Genomic DNA, 16410 nt, shown 5'->3' on the forward strand with positions numbered 1-16410 from the left:
AGGCAGTTCTCTATGCCGTGCAAAGTGACTGGTTAGCTACTGGTTTTGGTATATTCTACTCTATCTTAGGAATCGTGTATCTCTGGGCGGAAGTTTACAGGTGAGGGTGTCATAGAACAGTTGGCATGGCTTTCGACTATCAACTGAGATGCCTGCTACCGCTGTTTCTGAATGGCAGCGATATTAGGTAGTTCTCAGACACCTGGTTCTTGGGCTGCTGCTGAGGTCTGGGAAGAATTCTATGACACCCTCCACGGTTCGCCCGACGGCTCACCGTTCCGATACGAGGCCTCGTTCACTCCGTTCACTCGGCCTCGCCTGTCTCGATCGGCGCACGAACCAAATTACCCCACTCGGTCCACGAGCCGTCGTAGTTCCGGACGTCGTCGTAGCCCAGCAGGTCGTGGAGCGCGAACCACTCGATCGAGGAGCNGATGTGTATAAGAGACAGCCGCTACGAGGCCTCGTTTACTCCGTTCACTCGGCCTCGCCTGTCTCGATCGGGGCGTTGACCAGATTCCCCCACTCGGTCCACGAGCCGTCGTAGTTCCGGACGTCGTCGTAGCCCAGCAGGTCGTGGAGCGCGAACCACTCGATCGAGGAGCGCTCGCCGACGCGGCAGTAGGTGATGATCGATTCGTCGCCCTCGACGCCGTGATCGGCGTAGAGTTCGCGGAGCTCGTCGGCGGATTTGAACGTGCCGTCGTCGTTCAGGACCTGTGCGACCGGAACGTTCGACGCACCGGGAATGTGGCCGCCGCGCTGGGCGGTTTCCTGGAGGCCCTCGGGTGCGATCTTCTCGCCGGTGAACTCCGCAGGCGAGCGCACGTCGACCATCGGGATTCCGGTTTCGAGTGCCTCGTCGACCTCGCGCTTGTACGCTCGGATGTTGTCGTAGGGACCGCCAGCGACGTACTCGGTGGGTGAGAACGCGGGCACCTCGTCGGTCAGGGGGTAGTCGTTGTGAACCCAGTAGTCTTTCCCGCCGTCGAGCACGCGCGCGTCGTCGTGACCGAAGTACTTGAACTCCCAGTAGGCGAACAGCGCGAACCAGTTGGCGATGTGGCCGTCGCCGTAGAACACTACTGTGGAATCGTCCGCGATGCCGTGGCTCCCACAGAGCGACTCGAACCCCTCCTTGTCGAGGATGTCGCGTTCGGTCTCGTCCGAGAGGTCTTCGTCCCACTGGAGCCCGATCGCGCCGGGGATGTGCCCCTCGTCGTACCGTGAGGGAAAGTCGTCGTCTTCGGGTGATTCGGGGCTGTTGACCTCCACGAGCCGGTATTCGGCATCGTCATCTCGAAACTCGTCGAGGTGGTTTTCTATCCAGTCGGCCGAAACCAGGACGTCGTTGGCGTAATCGCTCATGATCCGTCTTCGTTTCGTCGACTGAGCACAAAGCGTTCCTGCTTGAATAGGTAGCGTCGTTCGTGGAACGATCGCTTCGTGCCCCTCTCACCGATTCTTCGTTGTGCTCCGCCGTCAGCAGCGGTGCCGAACCGTGGTCGCATCGGATGGTTGGGTTCAAGCCACCACGCCACGTAGCAAAATCATGACTGATGTCGTGGTGTCCGCCGAATGGCTCGACGAGAACCGCGATGACGTGCGGATCGTCGACGTGCGCGACGAGTGGGAGTTCGAGGGGATCGGCCACGTTCCCGGTGCGGTCAACATCCCCTTCGATTCGTTCCGCGCTCCCGACGGCGACGAGGGAATGCTGCCCGGCGAAGAGGTCTTCGCCGATCTCCTCGGCGGGGCGGGAATCGAACGCGGCGACGAGATCGTGGCGTACGACGACACGCACGGCGTGTTCGCCGCCCGATTTCTCGTCACGGCCGAACTCTACGGTCACGACCGGTCAAATCTCCATCTGCTCGACGGGGATTACAGCGCGTGGGGTCGTGGCCACGAGACGACTACCGAAACGACTCCGGCCGACCCCGTCGAGTACGCCCTCGAACGACCCGACGACACAGTACTGATCGATCGTGAAGCGATCACAGCAGCGGTCGATGACGGCGATGGACTGCTGGTCGACACTCGTGAGGCGTGGGAGTACGAAGAGGGCCACATCCCCGGCGCAATCCAGCTCGACTGGCGTGAGTTCGTCGACGACGAAACACGTGGACTCGAGGATCGAGAGACGATCGAGGACCTTCTCGACGACCACGGCATCCCCCGCGACCGCCGAGTGATCCTCTACTGCAACACCGCCCGCCGGATCAGCCACACCTACCTCGTCTTGCGACATCTCGGCTTCGAGAACCTCGGGTTCTACGAGGGGAGCCTGACCGAGTGGGAGCAGGCGGGTGGGGTGATCGAGACAAGCGAGGGCGACTGAGTGCAGCGAGGAAGCCCTCGTAGCGGAGCGGGGAGCGAACGCGACCCGCGGAGCAGGGCGAGAGCGACTGAACGGAGTCGTTCGAGAGGCCCGGAGGGTCTCTCGTGATGACGAGTGTGCGAAACTCTCTCGAACCATGAAGGGGACCTCGAATCGAAGCGGCGAACCGCGGAGACCGACTGATCGCCCGCTCCATTGGATCAACACGCATATGCAAACACGCGGTGAATGGATCCTCAATGAGCACTATCGCGAACATCGAGATTCCCGCCGACGAGTTCGCCCTCCACGATACACTCGTCGCGGTGTCCGACCTCGAACTCGACGTCGAGCGCGTCGTGGCCCACGACGACGAGCGCGTGATGCCGTTCATCTGGGTGTCGAGCGACCACATGGACGACGTCGAACGGGCGTTCGAGAACGATGCGAGTATCGAGAACCTCGAACTCCTCTCCGATCTCGGCGAGGAGCGACTCTACCGGATGGACTGGACCACGGAAATCGAGGTGGTGGTCCAGATCCTCGTCGAGGCGGATGCGACGGTACTCGACGCCTTCGGGACGGACGGCCGGTGGGAGTTCCGAATCCTGTTTCCCGAGCGCGAGGCGCTGTCGATGACCCACGAGTTCTGTGAGGAGAACGGACTTACTATCGATATCCAGAACATCTACGAGATGGACGCTGATCGCCACGGTCGGTTCGGACTCAGCGAAGCCCAACACGAGACGCTCATCGCGGCGTTCGAGCACGGGCACTACGAGGTACCCCGCGACATCACCCTCGACGACCTCGCCGATGAACTCGACATCTCTCACCAGGCACTCTCCGAGCGGTTCCGGCGGGCGTACAGCACGCTGATCGAGAACACCCTGATCGTCGGTGTCGGCGACGAGGAGTGACGGAGTCGGCGGCAGACAGGGTGGTTCGCTCGTCGCTTGCAACTGCTGGACAGGGATTTAGTCGTGTTCGGACCGAAGAAGCGACGATGACACGATGCGTAGTCTGCGGAAGGGACGTGCATCGAGACGACGCACCGGAGCGAACGGATCACGACGGCGAGACGTACTACTTCGACGCCACGGAGTGCAAAGAGGCGTTCGAGGACGATCCTGAACAGTACACGTAGACAGGAGTCTCGCCGCGGCGGCCCGGACTTCTCTGGCAGTTCCCGTCGAGATGTCAGGGAACGACGCCGACGGTCAGCAGCGTGCCGTGAGTCCGGTAGCGCTCGACCATCGCCGTGCGGGTGTCGAACCCGTCGGTCGGGAACTCTTCGTCGGGCGGGATCTCGATCTCACGGTCGGGAATCGTGTCCTGGCTGGCGACGTGAAACCCCGCCTCGCGGAACACGTCACGGTACTCGGCCATCCCCCACCGAGTCATCGCCACGCCGACGTTCTCCTCCCAGTCGGCGGTGTGGACGCTCTCTTCGAAGTAGTTCACCGCACAGTAGAAGGTGCCGCCCGGCCGGAGCACGCGCCGGAGTTCGTCGAGTGCGGCGCGGGGATCGTTCGCGTAGTAGAACGCTTCCATCGTGACGGCGTGATCGAGGCTGTCGTCGGCGAACGGGAGGTGTTCGAAGTCACCGACGAGAAAGCCGACTACGGGATCGTCGGTGTACGAGGCGGCGTTTCTGACCATCTCGGGTGCGCCGTCGAGACCGTAGCTCCGCACGTCGGCGGTCTCGCGGAGTGCGCGCCCGGCGTAGCCGCTGCCACAGCCCAGATCGAGCACGCGGTCGCCGGCCTCGACGGGCATGCGGGCGAGGACGTGCTTTGCGGTGTGCCAGTGGCGTTCCTCCATCCCGCGGTCGCGGCCCTCGGCGGCCCACGCGTCGAACTCCTCTCTGACGCTCATACCGGGGCCAGGGAGGCGACCGTGAAAACCGATTCGCCGGGCCGTCGTTCAGCAGTCGTTCACGGACCGGAGCGGTAGGACGACCGTCTCGCCGGAAGGGGGGTCGGATGTGCGAGTCGATCGGGACGTGGCCGTCCCGATAGCGCAGGCGTCTTGTTCGACGGCCGCGAGCGACCGGTATGGCGCGATGGCGACCCCAGTTCCAGGTGGCGGACATCGCTCAGCAGGTCGTCGGCGGTTTCCTGCTCGCCGGGCCGTTCGTCGTCACCGAGGAGGTCTGGACGCTCGCGATCAGCATGGGGTGGCTGCACGGGATCGCCACCATCGCGCTCGTGTTCGCCATCGGCTACGGTGCGCTCTATGAGGCCGACGCCGACCGCGACCCGGAACGCGAGCGGACCGTCGTGGGAGTCCCGGTCCGGTTCGTCTCGCTGATGGGTGTCGCCTTCGGATCGGTCGTGATACTCGCGGTGGTGTTCGACGCCCCGGCGACGTTTCTCGCGGATCTACCGGCGATGGAGCGCCTCGGCGTGACGCTTCGGGCGATCTCCGTGGGGGCGATCTTCAGCGTCGTGGGTGCGGCCACCGCGGATAGCGTGTACTGAACCGGCGGATTTTGCGGGAACCGGTGCCGAACGGTGTCGCCAAACCGATCGAGCGGACCGCGGGGTCGCAGGGATTAAGACGACTCCCGTCCCGGTTCGGCGCATGGATTATGCGCTCACGGTTGAGGACACACCGGACACCATTCCAGCCGGGACCGGAGTACTCCTCTGTCATCCAAGCACCGGCGAAACCGACCGGATCGACACCGACTTCCTGAGTACCGACACTGACCGCTTTCTCGTGATCTCGACGCGGACCACCGCCCGCGAGGTCGAACAGAAACTCGAACACTACACGGTCGACCGATCGAAAGCGACGATCCTCGACGCACTCAGCGTCGAACGAGGCTACTCGCGCCGCTCGGGCGACGATATCCATTACGTCGCCTCGCCCGACGACCTCGATGGAATCGTCGAGAGCACTCGCGAGTTCCTCGCCGCGACCGACGGCAAACGACGGGTCAGCGTCGACTCGATCACCGAGATGGCGTACTACGCCGACGAAGAGCGCGCCCGCGAGGCGGTGACGTCGCTGCTCGCCCTCCTCGACGAACACGACGCCGTCGGACTGTTTCACCTCGCGGAGGAGGTCCACGACGAGAGTATCGTCGAAGGCTATCGCGACCTGTTCGACGGCGTGATCACGCTCGACCCCGACGGCAGCGTGGTCGGCGAGTTCTGACGGTTCCGGCAGTGTTCACGTCGCCCTGACCGGATTGCTGCTAATAGACGCCGAACTCGATCCGTGAGCAAATTCCGCCATCCCATGACAAACGATAACATCGGGTAAGACAAACCTTATCAATTTCGGGGAAGAATCGAATATTGCCATGTCACAGCACAACAGACGAACGTTCCTTCAGCTGACTGGTACGGCGATCGGCGCTGCAACGCTCGGTGCAGGCACCGCGACGGCGAGTACCTCGGACTCGCGATTCTTCATCAACCTCCGCGACGTCGACCGTTCGGAGGTCCCCGACGACATCGAGATCATCCACGATCTCTCGCAGGCCGATGTCCTCGTCGCACGCGGCGACCAGGAGCGTGTAAATGGCACGACGGTCGCCGACCGTGTCATCGATCGGGGCGACGATCGCACTGGTGCCGTCAAGTCACGGGATGGACCGACAACCGACGGCAAGGGGTCGAGCCACAACCACGACGGTCCGCCGAAAAACAGCGAGTTCCAGTGGGACAAGCGGATCCAGGATCTCAACAACGAACTGACCGACAAACCGGGCGGCGGCAAGTCCATCCACGATACGGCGACCGGCGCGGGCACCCGTGTCGCCGTCGTCGACTCCGGCGTCTACGACGCCCATCCCGATCTCGCGGGCGTCGTCAACGACGACCTCTCCGAGAACGTCTCGGAGGACGAGTTCGACTTCCGTCCCAACGGTGCCGGCGACCACGGGACACACGTCGCGGGCATCATCGCTGCGACCAACAGCAACGACGGTCCAGATGGCGGTGTCCTTGGGACGGCCCCGGACACCGAAATCGTCGCCTATCGGATGTTCTCGGGTCAGGAAGGCAAACAGGGCGACGGCTACGCCGGATGGGTGAAAGCCGCCGAAGCGGACTGTGACGTCATCAACTACAGCGTCGGCTTCCCTGCACCGTTCGTCTACGTCGACGAGTACCCGTTCCTCACGGAGGAACTCCGCATTGCTGAACAGGTCGCGGAGTACGTCCGTTCGCAGGGAACGGTCATCGTCAACTCCGCGGGCAACGACTCACTCAACATGTCCCCGGAGAACACCCTCAGCATCCCCACGGAGGCCGAGGGTGTCTTCGGCGTCGCCGCGACCGGACCGATCGGCTGTGGCTGGGGCGGCAAGCACAGCGACAACGAGGCGAAGTGGCTCACGGGCAACCGACTGGAGGACCCGACGGACTCCCCGGCCTTTTACACCAACTACGGGAGCGCCGTCGACGTGAGCGCCGCGGGCGGGGACTTCGACACCGAAGCCGAGGTCGAGGAAGCCCAGCGCGACCTCGTTTACTCGACCGTCTTCGAAACCGACGAAAGCGGCGACACTGTTCCGGCCTACGGCTGGAAGGCCGGCACCTCGATGGCCGCCCCGCAGGTCGCGGGTGCGGCTGCGCTCGTCCGCTCGCTGCGTCCCGACGCCAGCGTCGAAGAGATCGAATCGCTCATCCAGGACACCGCGAGCAGCGCACCTGGGGGCGAAACCTATCACGGTGCCGGTCACCTCGATCTGGAACGACTGGTCAAGCGCGTGAAGTAACGGCCACTGTCCGTCGTCTTCCGAGCACTTCACGCCGTCGGCGATCGCCTTTCGTTTCTAAATGATGATTTACCGCAGCGAGGGCAATCGCTTGATGAGCGTGCGCTCGTCGATCGACGAGCGGTGGGTCACCCGTCGAATTCCCCGAGAGTCTTCGTGGCCCATTCGGCCACGTACTCCGCACCATACTCGCGGTAGGCTTGGTATCGAGCGCACCGAACGGTGTTGGGAGGTCGAGGTCGTGTTTTATCCCGCTGCAGGCGAGTTCTGACGATGCTCGGATCAGCGCGGAGACGACTCTCACCTCAAGACATTTGTTTCCGGATCATGTGGCTGGAATAGATGGGAGAGTTTCGGACGAGAGGCGGTCGCTGTGTGGTGGAACACGGTGAAGTACGCCTCGAACCTCTCGGCCTCGGTGGTCGGCTCCGGCGGCATTACGAGAACCTCAAACTCGCCCACCGGCAGCGGTACGAGCGGGGACTGCTTCGTTTTGGATTCGTTCTGTTGATGGGTGTCTACAGCGTCGGACAGTTTCTGTACGCGCTGGTGTTCGGTAACGAGTGGCTCGCAGTGCTGGGAATCGGCGGCGCAGTCGGATTCCTCGTAGTCGTATATGGATACTTTCTGGTCCGCAAACGCATCAGACGGTGGTTTCGCGGATATACGGACGAGCGAACGATCCCGGTACGTGCCATCGAATCGATCGATCCGCGGCCGAAACGCCCCTTCCGAGCGCCACACATCGTTATCCACTACAGCGAGTACGGCACGGAAGCGAAACGCTACGTCGGCGTCTGTACGCAGACGCCGCTCGCCGACGAGGAGTTCGAGACGGCGAAAGCGGTGCTCATGGACGAACACGATCTTCCGATCACTACGGCGTGACCCATAGTCACCGCGGCGTTCGTCACCCGTCGAGCTTCTCGAAGGTCTTCGTGGTCCACTTGACCGCGTACTCCGCACCGTACTCGCGATAGGCCTTGGTATCGAGCGCACCGAACGGTGTCGGGAGGTCGAGGTCGTGTTTCACGCCGCTGCAGGCCAGTTCCGCAGCCGCCGCGAAGGACGTGTCGCCGGTGGCGACCTCGTTCGAGAGGTCGGCGAGCCGTGGTTCGAGACGTTCGCCAGCGTCGACCCACGCATCGTGGAGTTCGGGATGGCTGTCGCGCCACGTCGTGAAGGTTTCGCGGGTGTGGAGACCGCAATAGGCGTCGTAGAGCGCGGCGGCGAGCTGATAAGTGTCGGCGGGGCCGAGCAGCGTCGCGGCCGCGAGGTCGGGATAGGAAGACTCGAAAAAGCCGAGGAAGTGTTCCGGGAGGCTGAGGCCCGTCTCGACGAGAGCGTCGGCGAGTAAGAAGTCGACGAACGCGTCGGGTGATCCTTGGAGACGGGGTTTGACGAGGACCGTCGGCGGCCTGGTTTGGGTAGTCCACGCGACCCCGCCGTCGCCGGGCATCCCGACCGTGAACGCGTCGCCCGCGTAGCGTTCGAGTGCGGCGGGAGCGTCCGACGGAAGCCACTCGTCGGGATAGCTGCGCGGATCGAGGCCGTCGACGAGCGGGCCGAGTGACTCCGCGACCGTGGGATCGAGCGTCTCGAAATCGCGCTCGCAGTCGAGAACGAGCGCGCCGGGCACGTGCTCGTCCCGAACGGACGCGAGCTCGTCCGTAAGCTCCCGCGGCTCGAACATGACGAGTTACGTGAGCGCGAGCGCAACGATGACGCCCACCGCGAGCAGCGCCGATACTCCGACTGTTCCCACCACGACCTTCGTTGCCTGACTCATGGCCACCCTTTCTCAGGGCGGTGTGTTAAGTGCTTCAATTGCCCCGTCCCGTCCTGCCCGCGACACAGTCGCCGCGATAGGCCTCCCAGTGTGACTGCGCCTGCGATCTGTCGTCCGAGTCACTCCGGGTACTTCGGTTCGCGCCGCTCCGCCCGTTCGAGCGCACGCTCGATCACGGCTCGCACGTCGCCGTGGAACGTGCCGCCGTGGCCGGCGTACATCCCCTCGACGCCCTCGGGGAGTCGATCGAGGATTCGCTCGATGCTCTCGATGAGCTCCTCACGGGACTGGCCCGCCATATCGGTTCGGCCGAAACTGCCGTCCTCGAATGCGCCGTCGTCGTGGACTACGACATCACCCGAGAAGATCGTCGACTCGGAGACGAACGCGACGTGGTCGTCGGCGTGGCCGGGTGTGTACACCACCTCGAACTCCTCGTCGCCGATCCCGACCCAATCGCCGTCGCCGAGCGCATCCGTGCGCCGCGGGTGATCACCGTACGCCCAGAGCTCGGGATCGAAGGCGTCGAGCACGGTGTCGAGCGCGCCGACGTGATCGCCGTGTTGGTGGGTCAGGGCGACTGCGTCGAGAGCGTCGACGTGCTCGGCGATCACGTCCTCGACGCCGTCCATCGCCCCGGCGTCGACCAGCACTGTGCGCTCGCCGTCGACGAGATATGCGTTGCAGGTGAACGTCTCGGCACCCTCGGTAACGGTGATCGCGTCCATGATTCATGCTCGGCCGCCGACTGCTTGAGTGTGCCGGCAACGGGTTCATCTACTTACAAATGTTTTTTCTGTAGGGATTCCCTTAGTGGCGTGTATGGGCTTTGGGAGCTACGATGAATCCGAGCAGGGGAACCAGGAGTATGACACCGACTTCGAGAACGAGGACGACGGCGACCTCAAAACCGAAGAGAACGACCACGCGGGCGAGGTAAACTTCGAGTTCGGCGAGTCGAACGACGAACTCCTCGACCGACTGCAGGACATCAAAGAGGAGTAGATGAAGACCGGGGCTCGCGCCCTCGGCGTCGCCGAATCGTACCGCTCTGACGCCGCACGGAGCACCCTCGCCGGTGCGGTGGTCCGGGCCGACCGCGTCGTCGACGGGTTCGCCGTCGACTCGTGCACCGTGGGCGGCACCGACGCCACCGAGACCGTCGTCGCTCTCGCCGATCGCCTCGCGCGCGAGGACGTCGCCTACCTACTTTTCGCCGGCATCGCGCCCGCGTGGTACAACCTCATCGACCTCCACCGTCTCCACACCGCCGTCGACCGTCCCGTGCTCTTGATCTCGTTCGAGGCGAGCCCCGGCCTCGAACCCGCGCTCCACGAGGCGTTTGCTGGCGACGCGCTCGAATCACGGCTCGAAACATATCGTGCGCAGCCGCCGCGTCGCCGGCTGTCGGTCAACGACGAGACGGTGTTCGTCCGGAGCGTGGGTCTGGCGGACGACGAGGCCGCCGACGTCGTCCGCGCGTTCACGCCGGAGGGCGGCCGGCCCGAACCGCTGCGAGTCGCCCGGCTGGTCGCCCGCGCTGCCGATGCGTGGCAGGCGATGGATGGGGGCACTCTCGATACGGCAAACTGATCGGTGGTATCGCTCTCGGGCGGAGCACTACTGGGACCGAACCCGACACAGATGAGAACCGCAGGCCACACCCTCCCTAGCCGATTCGCTCGATCGCTTCGCTCCCTCACTCATCCCTCGCACGAGTCGCGCGCCTCGACGGCGCGCTCCCGCGCGCCAACCGCCGACACAGCACCGCCCAGCAGCTACCCCGAAGCCGGACGGTTAAGACGACCGCCAGCGAACCCGGCGTGTGAGCGACGATACGGGCCACATGGATGGATTGGAGGTGATCGAGTGCGAGCGCTGTCCCGAACTCTGCGCGTCGCGCAGCCGGATCGTCAACGGGACGGGGCCCGAAGACGCCGAGTTGCTGTTCGTCGGCGAAGGGCCGGGCGAACACGAGGACGAGGGTGGCGAGCCGTTCGTCGGCCGGAGCGGAACCGTCCTCGACGATGCACTCCGCGACCACGGCCTCGAACGCGACGCCGTCCGGATCACCAACTGCGTCCGGTGTCGCCCACCGGGGAACCGCGATCCCCACAAGGATGAGCTCGCAAACTGCCGGGAGTATCTCGAACGCGAGATCAGTCGTGTGGACCCCGAGCTCGTGGTCACGCTCGGGAAGGTCCCCACCGAACACCTCCTCGGCCGCGACGCCGCGGTCACGAAGGAGGCGGGCACGATCGAGGACGCGCGACTCGACGGAACCGCCCACCGCGTCCTGATCTGCGTCCACCCCGCAGCCACGCTGTACGATTCGAGCCAGCAGGGGACGTTCGAGTCGGCGATCGCCACCGCCGCCGAGGTCGCTGGCGTGGCCGAGAGCGACGGGAGTGGCCAGTCGCGCCTCGGCGGGTTCTGAAATCTCGCGTAGGGTCGTATCCTCCGCTCTTTCGACGGGACCGTCTTCGGATCACCGATCGAACGTTCGTAGTTAATGTCCCTCAAAAACTATTTGACCGTTGCGGGGATGGCCACCTGCACGGACGACTCCTCGTCCGAGAGACACTATGGATGTCGAACTCACCCACCGCCCGTCGTACACCCACCTCGTGGTCGAACTCGCCGCCGGCGAAACCGTCATGGCCGAACCCGGCGCGATGGTCACCCACTCGCCGTCGGTGTCGATCGAGACGGAATCGAGCCGTGACGGTCTCGTGAGCTCCGCGAAATCGATGCTCGGCGGCGAGTCGGCGTTTGCCAACCGGTTCACTGCCGAGAGCGAGCCAGGGACCGTGACGCTCTCGCCGCCGACACCCGGTGACGTCCACCACCACGAACTCGACGGCGAGACGCTGTACGCCGTCGACGGGGCGTATCTCGCCTCCGATCCCGATATCGACATCGACTCGGAGTTCGGCGGCCTGGAGTCGATGCTGTCAGGTGCGGGCCTCACGCCGCTCGCGCTGAAGGGTACCGGCGACGTGTTCATCGAGGCGTTCGGTGGATTGGAGACTATCGCCCTCGATCACGGTGAGTCCCACGTCGTCGATAACGACCACGTCGTGGCGTGGGAGGGCAGCGTCGAGTTCGATGCGCGCCGGGTCGGCGGGCTGAAATCCACACTCCTCAGCGGCGAGGGGATCGTAATGGACTTCACCGGTCCCGGGACGGTGTGGTACCAGACCCGCGGGCTCGATACCTTCACCGAGGAGATCATGGAAGCGATGCCCGGCACCGGCGACGACGGCGGTTTCGAAGTCGAGTTCTGAAAGCGTCGAACCACCGTCCGAAACGCACCGGTCCGCTGTTCAGCCGAGCGCGCGTCGGACGTTGTCGGGAAACACGTCGCGATCGAGCCGACGCCGGACACTGGGAACGGCGTCGGCTGGCGTGGCGAGATCGAACGACGGCAGTGTGTGAACCGGCACGCCAGTCATGCGTTCGAGCTCGGCCCCGTTCGTCCGCTCGGCGATCGTCTCGCCGGCGTACTCGTTCAGGACGACGGCGTGGGTCCGAACGCCACGCGCCGCGAGTGCCTCGACCGTGAGCGCGGTGTGGTTCAGCGTCCCGAGTCCCGAGCGTGCGACCACCACCGCCGGGAGTTCGAGGTCGGCGACGAGGTCGATCACCTCTCGATCGTCGACGAGCGGCACCCGAACCCCACCGACGCCTTCGAGCACCCCGACCTCGCTGGTAGCGAGCGCCCGCTCGCAGCCCTCGCGGATCGCAGCGTACGAGAGCGACGCGCCGATCTGCTCGGCGGCGACGCGCGGCGCGAGTGGCGGTTCGAGCCGTTCGATGCAGGTCGCGGCGTCGTCTGTCTCACACGCTTCGGCGACGAACTCCGCATCGTCGTCGGGCGGATAGCCAGTCTGAACCGGCTTGACGGCGCGCGCATCCACGCCGTCCTCGCGAAGCCACCCGACGAGCCCAGCGGTGACGACCGTCTTGCCCACTCCCGTGTCGGTCCCCACCACCGCGAACGTCCCCTCCGAAGCCGTTTCACTCATCCAGTACTCCAGCAGCGCGCCCCGCCTCGTGGAACGCTTCCAGACACCGCTCGATCTCCCTCTCGGTGTGCGTCGCCATCGGAGCGACGCGAATCCGACTCGTCCCCTCGGGCACCGTCGGCGGGCGGATCGCCGGCGCGACGATCCCGTGCTCGGCGAGTGACTCCCCGAACGCGACCGCCTTCGACCTATTGCCGACGAGCACCGGGAGGATCTGGCTTTCGCCGAGCACGCGATAGCCCATTTCGTCGAGTCCGTCGCGGAGCCGTTCGACGACGTTCCACAGCCGCTCGCGGCGCTCGCCCTCGCGGGCGATAGCGAGGGCTTCGCGCGCCGCAGCCGCTGCTGGTGGCGCGAGGCCGGTCGAAAACACGAACGAGCGCGCGGCGTTCGCGAGGTGTTCGACCAGCGCCTCGCTTCCGGCGACGTACCCGCCCTGGCTCGCGAGCGCCTTCGAGAGCGTCCCCAACTGGACTTGCACCCGATCCCCGAGCCCTTCGTGTCCGACGATCCCGGCTCCGTCGGCGTAGAGACCAGTCGCGTGGGCTTCGTCGACCATCACCCACGCGCCGTGACGCTCGGCGGCGTCACAGATCGCCGCGAGCGGAGCGACGTCGCCGTCCATGCTGAACACCGAGTCGGTCACGACCAGCCACGATTCGTCTTCGCCCTTCCTTGCCTGCTCGTCTCGTCTCGCCATCGCCGCGCCGAGCGCATCGGCGTCCGCGTGATCGTAGACCATCGTCTCCGCACACGCGAGTCGGCAGCCGTCCACGATGCTCGCGTGGTTCAGCTCGTCGGAGAAGATCACGTCGGGCGCGAGCGCGGCGATCGTGCCGACGTTCGCGGCGTAGCCCGACGAGAAGACGAGCGCACGCTCGGTGTCCTTCGTCCGGGCGAGGTTGCGTTCGAGCGCGCGGTGGACGGGCGTATCGCCGGTGACGAGGCGGCTCGCGCCCGCGCCGGTTCCCACCTCTCGGGCTGCCGCCGCAGCCGCCTGCTGCACGCGATCGTTGTCGGCCAATCCGAGGTAGTTGTTCGACGCGAGGATCACCTGATCTTCGCCCGCGAAGTTCGAGATTCCATCACCTGGATCGGTGGCCACGCGGCTCCGTGCCGCGACCCGCTCGGTCGGCGCGAGGTCGCGCCGGAGACCTCGCTGCTCGCGTGCGTCGAGTCGCTCCCGGAGGGCGAAGCCATGCGCTGAATTCTGATGGTCGTCTTCGACGGTCTCCGTCGTTTCCGGGACGGTCGTGTCGCGTTCTGCCATCAGAACCCTGGCATCAGGTCCGCGGGGCCGAACACGCCGTACTCGCCCGCACGATTGCGCCGCACGCCCGCCTTCAGGTAGCCGAGTGCGGGGCCGTTGACGTTCGCCGCCATGCTGGTCTCGTCACCGAGTTCGAAGGTGTTGGTCGCGCGCTCGCCGTCGAACGTTTTCCCGGTGACGGTCACGGTCGTCGTGGTGGGCTTCTCGTCGTTGCGTACGTCGAGCACGCCGCCGACGGTCACGTCTGCGGCGTCGCAGATGCCCGCTCGCTCCAAGAGCACGTCGTCGGCGTGTTCCATGTCCTCGAACTCGATCACGCCGTTGTGATCGTCGACGATCGCTTCGATCTCGTCGTCCGAGAGGTCGCGTGCGCTCTCGTTGTCGTAGCCAGGCAAGTGTGCGATATCCTCTCTGACTGTGCCCCGGTTGTCCTCGTAGCCCGATTGCAGTCCGACGCCCCAGTGGATATCCACTGCTTCGACTTCGACGAACGACTGGGCGGCGAGTGCCGCCGCACCGGTCAGGAAGCCTGGCGTCGCGCCCGCACCGCAGACGAACGTGATCCCCGACTCCTCGAAGGCGTCGGGACGCTCGTCGAGCAGCCCGATCACCCGCGATCGCTTCAGAACATCGACGAGCACGCCCTTGTAGTCCGCTGCGGCGAACTCTGCGGCGACTTCGGGGATGAAGTCGTGTTCGAGGTTCGGGAGCGCGATCAACACCGCATCGATCGCGTCGCTCTCCGCGATGGTGTCCGCGATCGGCGTCTCAGTGGGGCGGGCCTGCGCCGACGCGACGACGCCCGCCTGCTCGCCGTGCTGTTTGACCGTCGCCGTGCCGCCGTCCGTCTGCGGCTCGCGGCTCTCGCCGGTCGCCGCTCGCCCGTCCGCGGCTTCCCGCCGGTCGGCCGCGCTCGCCACGTTCCCTTCCGTCGCGGCGAGGAGTTCGTCCACGTCGAGGCCGTCGTGATCGACCGCGATACCGTGGCGATCGCAGGCCGCCACGGGCGTCAGCCCTTGCTTGGCCTGTGAGACTTCGAGTGCTCGCCGTCCGATACCGCCCGTACCGAGTACCGCGAATCTGATGTCGTCCATAGTCTGGATGGTGTCTCCGTCCGTCATCGATCAGTCGTCGCTCGCGTTGCTCGTGGCCGTCCCCGCTGCCGTCTCGACCGTTGAGGTCGGCGAGTCAGCGTCGTCCCGCCCGCGAGCCTTCACGTCGGCGGGATCGAACTCGTTCGTCTCCATGTTCGGCTCCAGACCGGCGCGCTCGATCGACTCAATGTCTGCGCCGGGTGACTGGCCCGCGGTCGTGAGGTAATCCCCAGTGAGGACGCCGTCTGCACCCGCCTCGAAGGGGAGGTGTTGCTCGTCGGGCCGGAGATTGACCTCGCGCCCGCCGGTCAGCCGGACCCGTGCCTCGGGGTGGAGCAGTCGGTAGATCGCGATCGTCTTGATCAACTCCGCCGTCGAGATATCGGCGTGGTCGGCGTCGCCGAGCGGCGTGCCTTCGACGGGATTGAGGACGTTCACGGGAAGCGAGGACACCCCGATCTTCTGCAACTCGATCGCGGCCTCGACTCGATCCGTGGGTGTCTCGCCCATCCCGAGGATCACGCCAGCGCACAGGTCCATTCCGGCCTCCTTGGCGACTCGGAGGGTGTGCAGCCGATCCTCGAAGTCGTGGGTGTTCACGATCTCGTCGAAGTAGCGCCGCGAGGTCTCGATGTTGTGATTGTAGTGATTCAGCCCCTCTTCGACGAGGATCGTGGCTTCTTCTTCGGTGAGAAGGCCGAGCGAGGCGTCGACCTCCACTCTGGTCTCGTCGCGCACGAGCCGAATGGCCTCGATGACCTCGGCCCACTCCTCGGGACGGCGCTCCTTCGAGACGCCCTTCTCGGCGACCACGATCCCGAAACGTTGTGCGCCGTCGCGCTCGGCGCGTTTGGCGGCCGCGAGGATCTCCTCTGGATCGAGGAAACCGTAGGTGTCGATCCCAGTGTCGAAGTGGACCGACTGTGCGCAGAACCCGCAGTCCTCGGCGCAGTCGCCCGCCTTCGCGTTCACGATCGAACACGCGTCGACCGTGCCGTCGCCGAACTCCGATCGGACGAAATCGGCGGCTGCCGCGAGTTCCTCGACCGGCTGGGCGAGCAGCGCCACGCCGTCCGTCCGGTCGAGGCGCTCGCCGTCGAGAACACGCCCCACCGCGTCGTCGATCGTTGCGTTTCCAGTCTCGTAAACCACAAATCAGAAAACAGTTGACGGG

Annotated in this window: 20 protein-coding genes and 1 pseudogene; 11 read left to right on the forward strand and 10 right to left on the reverse strand. The window is 65.2% G+C overall.

Annotated elements, in window-relative coordinates:
• Window positions 1–477: 477 nt before the first annotated feature.
• Window positions 478–1368: a sulfurtransferase gene (locus C449_RS16280; RefSeq protein WP_006079144.1), complete on the reverse strand. Its 891-nt coding sequence runs from the start codon at window positions 1366–1368 to the stop codon at window positions 478–480.
• A 184-nt stretch (window positions 1369–1552) separates the two neighbouring features.
• On the opposite strand from C449_RS16280, the gene C449_RS16285 reads away from it, so the two are divergent.
• The 3 genes from C449_RS16285 to C449_RS16295 all read left to right on the forward strand — a co-directional run bounded on the left by C449_RS16285 (window position 1553) and on the right by C449_RS16295 (window position 3467).
• Complete coding sequence (locus tag C449_RS16285; RefSeq protein ID WP_006079145.1) at window positions 1553–2341, forward strand: sulfurtransferase; 789 nt, start codon at window positions 1553–1555, stop codon at window positions 2339–2341.
• A 239-nt stretch (window positions 2342–2580) separates the two neighbouring features.
• Entirely contained in the window at window positions 2581–3240 is a 660-nt protein-coding gene (locus tag C449_RS16290) for a helix-turn-helix domain-containing protein (RefSeq protein ID WP_006079146.1), read from the forward strand.
• A gap of 86 nt (window positions 3241–3326) precedes the next feature.
• Window positions 3327–3467 carry a YHS domain-containing protein gene (locus tag C449_RS16295; protein WP_080504954.1) on the forward strand — a complete coding sequence of 47 codons (141 nt, stop codon included), beginning with the start codon at window positions 3327–3329 and terminating at the stop codon, window positions 3465–3467.
• Between the two features lie 53 nt (window positions 3468–3520).
• Here the strand turns inward: C449_RS16295 and C449_RS16300 are convergent, their stop codons facing one another.
• Entirely contained in the window at window positions 3521–4198 is a 678-nt protein-coding gene (locus C449_RS16300; protein WP_006079148.1) for a class I SAM-dependent methyltransferase, read from the reverse strand.
• Window positions 4199–4377: 179 nt separating this feature from the next.
• Between C449_RS16300 and C449_RS16305 the strand changes: the two genes are divergently transcribed.
• From C449_RS16305 to C449_RS16315, 3 genes are all read left to right on the forward strand, one after another.
• On the forward strand, window positions 4378–4803 hold the full coding sequence (locus C449_RS16305) for a DUF2391 family protein (protein ID WP_006079149.1): 426 nt from the start codon (window positions 4378–4380) through the stop codon (window positions 4801–4803).
• A gap of 103 nt (window positions 4804–4906) precedes the next feature.
• Complete coding sequence (locus C449_RS16310) at window positions 4907–5485, forward strand: DUF7090 family protein (protein ID WP_006079150.1); 579 nt, start codon at window positions 4907–4909, stop codon at window positions 5483–5485.
• A gap of 148 nt (window positions 5486–5633) precedes the next feature.
• A complete protein-coding gene (locus C449_RS16315) occupies window positions 5634–7055 on the forward strand; it encodes a S8 family peptidase (RefSeq protein WP_006079151.1) in 1422 nt (473 codons plus the stop codon).
• 128 nt (window positions 7056–7183) lie between these two features.
• Here the strand turns inward: C449_RS16315 and C449_RS19075 are convergent.
• Window positions 7184–7332 (reverse strand): annotated as a pseudogene (locus tag C449_RS19075) (DUF7089 family protein); the annotation flags it as partial.
• Window positions 7333–7433: 101 nt separating this feature from the next.
• Here C449_RS19075 and C449_RS16320 point away from each other — a divergent pair.
• Window positions 7434–7943 (forward strand): hypothetical protein, encoded by a 510-nt coding sequence (locus C449_RS16320; RefSeq protein ID WP_006079152.1) that lies wholly within the window; start codon window positions 7434–7436, stop codon window positions 7941–7943.
• 22 nt (window positions 7944–7965) lie between these two features.
• On the opposite strand, the gene C449_RS16325 is transcribed toward C449_RS16320, so the two are convergent.
• From C449_RS16325 to C449_RS16330, 3 genes are all read right to left on the reverse strand, one after another.
• On the reverse strand, window positions 7966–8748 hold the full coding sequence (locus tag C449_RS16325) for a DUF7089 family protein (RefSeq protein ID WP_006079153.1): 783 nt from the start codon (window positions 8746–8748) through the stop codon (window positions 7966–7968).
• Between the two features lie 6 nt (window positions 8749–8754).
• Entirely contained in the window at window positions 8755–8844 is a 90-nt protein-coding gene (locus C449_RS19080) for a hypothetical protein (RefSeq protein ID WP_445298244.1), read from the reverse strand.
• A 119-nt stretch (window positions 8845–8963) separates the two neighbouring features.
• Entirely contained in the window at window positions 8964–9572 is a 609-nt protein-coding gene (locus C449_RS16330; RefSeq protein ID WP_006079154.1) for an MBL fold metallo-hydrolase, read from the reverse strand.
• A 94-nt stretch (window positions 9573–9666) separates the two neighbouring features.
• Between C449_RS16330 and C449_RS16335 the strand changes: the two genes are divergently transcribed.
• From C449_RS16335 to C449_RS16350, 4 genes are all read left to right on the forward strand, one after another.
• On the forward strand, window positions 9667–9849 hold the full coding sequence (locus C449_RS16335; protein WP_006079155.1) for a DUF5786 family protein: 183 nt from the start codon (window positions 9667–9669) through the stop codon (window positions 9847–9849).
• Window positions 9850–10437 carry an endonuclease dU gene (locus C449_RS16340; protein WP_006079156.1) on the forward strand — a complete coding sequence of 196 codons (588 nt, stop codon included), beginning with the start codon at window positions 9850–9852 and terminating at the stop codon, window positions 10435–10437.
• A gap of 253 nt (window positions 10438–10690) precedes the next feature.
• Window positions 10691–11281, forward strand: a complete 591-nt coding sequence (locus tag C449_RS16345; protein WP_006079157.1) for a uracil-DNA glycosylase — start codon at window positions 10691–10693, stop codon at window positions 11279–11281.
• Window positions 11282–11429: 148 nt separating this feature from the next.
• The gene (locus C449_RS16350; RefSeq protein ID WP_006079158.1) at window positions 11430–12131 is read left to right on the forward strand and encodes a TIGR00266 family protein; all 702 of its coding nucleotides are present in this window, start codon (window positions 11430–11432) and stop codon (window positions 12129–12131) included.
• A 39-nt stretch (window positions 12132–12170) separates the two neighbouring features.
• Here C449_RS16350 and bioD read toward each other — a convergent pair whose 3' ends face one another.
• Genes bioD through bioB form a run of 4 tightly spaced genes read right to left on the reverse strand, consistent with a single transcriptional unit; the run spans window position 12171 to window position 16388 of the window.
• Window positions 12171–12872, reverse strand: a complete 702-nt coding sequence (gene bioD, locus C449_RS16355) for a dethiobiotin synthase (protein ID WP_006079159.1) — start codon at window positions 12870–12872, stop codon at window positions 12171–12173.
• Window positions 12865–14142 (reverse strand): aminotransferase class I/II-fold pyridoxal phosphate-dependent enzyme, encoded by a 1278-nt coding sequence (locus C449_RS16360; protein ID WP_006079160.1) that lies wholly within the window; start codon window positions 14140–14142, stop codon window positions 12865–12867. The genes bioD and C449_RS16360 overlap by 8 nt, the downstream gene beginning before the upstream one ends.
• Complete coding sequence (locus C449_RS16365) at window positions 14142–15236, reverse strand: hypothetical protein (protein WP_006079161.1); 1095 nt, start codon at window positions 15234–15236, stop codon at window positions 14142–14144. Before C449_RS16365 ends, C449_RS16360 begins: the two co-directional genes overlap by 1 nt.
• A gap of 30 nt (window positions 15237–15266) precedes the next feature.
• Window positions 15267–16388 carry a biotin synthase BioB gene (gene bioB, locus C449_RS16370; RefSeq protein ID WP_006079162.1) on the reverse strand — a complete coding sequence of 374 codons (1122 nt, stop codon included), beginning with the start codon at window positions 16386–16388 and terminating at the stop codon, window positions 15267–15269.
• Between the last annotated feature and the right edge of the window lie 22 nt (window positions 16389–16410).

It is taken from the genome of Halococcus saccharolyticus DSM 5350 (assembly GCF_000336915.1).
GTDB lineage: Archaea > Halobacteriota > Halobacteria > Halobacteriales > Halococcaceae > Halococcus > Halococcus saccharolyticus.